The sequence below is a fragment of the Rhodococcus sp. ENV425 genome (assembly GCF_002887785.1).
Classification (GTDB): domain Bacteria; phylum Actinomycetota; class Actinomycetes; order Mycobacteriales; family Mycobacteriaceae; genus Rhodococcus; species Rhodococcus aetherivorans.
Map to the genome: position 1 here is coordinate 63811 of NZ_PCZU01000212.1, position 1516 is coordinate 65326.

General features: G+C 69.9%; 1 protein-coding gene and 1 riboswitch. The gene reads left to right on the plus strand.

Annotation, left to right across the window (positions count from 1 at the left end):
- Positions 1-258 precede the first annotated feature (258 nt).
- Positions 259-378, plus strand: a riboswitch (cobalamin riboswitch).
- A gap of 118 nt (positions 379-496) precedes the next feature.
- Positions 497-1516 (plus strand): ABC transporter substrate-binding protein (locus CQZ88_RS17965; protein ID WP_102800113.1); only part of this gene is annotated, 1020 nt, incomplete at its 3' end.

Genomic DNA, 1516 nt, shown 5'->3' on the forward strand with positions numbered 1-1516 from the left:
CCGGCGCGTTGCCCCTCGGAAGAGGGGCCGGTGGCGACGCCCCGGCCGCACGAGGGCGCAGTCCGTTCGACAGCCACCATCAATCGGAACGCACCGGGGATCGCCGCGGTTCCGGAGCCGAGGTCGCGAACGGGGTGAAAGTGAGGGTGAAAACCGGGGGAGGGCGGCGGACGATGGAACGGCGCTCCGGGTGGCCGTCCCGACGGACCCGCGCACCGGTGGCCGACCCTGCGATGCGAGCCGGCCGCCGACATGCATAATGGCCGCAGCGTTGCTGACGCCCGTGCAGGGAAAGTCCGGTCCGAGTCCGGCGCTGACCCGCAACGGTAGGCCGTCCATCCGACGGTGAGCCCGATCGCCTGCACGGGGGTGCGCGACTCCGGTATTTCGTCGTGGTCTACGAGATGGAGTCCAGCAGGGTAGCCGGTGCCCGCTGTCCGGGGTCGCTGCCGTGCCGGAGTCTGCCTCGTGCCACCTGAGCAGAGCACGAGGTCCCATGCCCGTCGACTTCCGCCGTCCCGTGCGAGACGCCGCCGCGGTTCTCGCCGCCCTGACCGTCGCCACCGCGGCCCTGTCGGGTTGCTCGCGGGGCGCAGACACCGGCGCCACCCCGCCGGCCGCGGCCTTCGGCGAACCGGTGACGATCACCAACTGCGGACGCACCGCGACCTACGACGCGCCCCCGCAGCGGATCGTGTCGATGAACGACCACGTCACCGAAACCCTGATCCAGATGGGCGTGGGGGATCGCATCGTCGGTATGGGCTACGGCGAGAAGGACGACCCGCTGCCCGAGACGGCCGAGCAGTTCCGGGCGATTCCGTCGCTGGCTGCCGAGTACCCCACGTACGAGCAGATCCGCGACCTCGACCCGGATCTGGTCGTCGGCGGGATGCGCAGCGCATTCGACGACAAGACCGGACGCGGGCGGGACGCACTCGAGCAGGCGGGTATCCGCACGTTCCTGTTCTCCGAGTACTGCGGTGCCGGCTTCTCCGATATCGCGTTGCTGGAGAACGACTTCGCCCAACTCGGCGCCCTCCTCGGTACCGAGGAACAGGCCGCGGCCCTGACCGAATCGATTACCGCGGAACTCGACGCGGTACGCGCCCGCCTGGAGCAGGCCGCCGTCGCGCCGGTGCGCACCTTCTTCTACGACTCGGGCGAAGCCGAGCCGCTCTCGGTCGGCGGCGTGGGCATCGGCAACCTCATCGCCGAATACGCCGGCGCCGACAACATCACCGCCGAAGGCCCGAAACCGTACTTCACCACCGGCTGGGAGGTCGTCGGCGAGCGCGCACCCGAGGCGATCGTCGTACTCGACTACGGCGCGACCAGCGCGGAGGACAAGATCGCCTATCTGAAGAACCAGCCGATCGTGGCCACCACGCCCGCCGTGCGCAACGATCGTTTCGTCGTCGTGCCGCTCGACGACTTCTTCGAGAGCTCGCGCATGGTCGACTCGGTCGCGACGATCGCCCGCGGACTGCACCCGGCCGCGTTCACGGATCCGGAA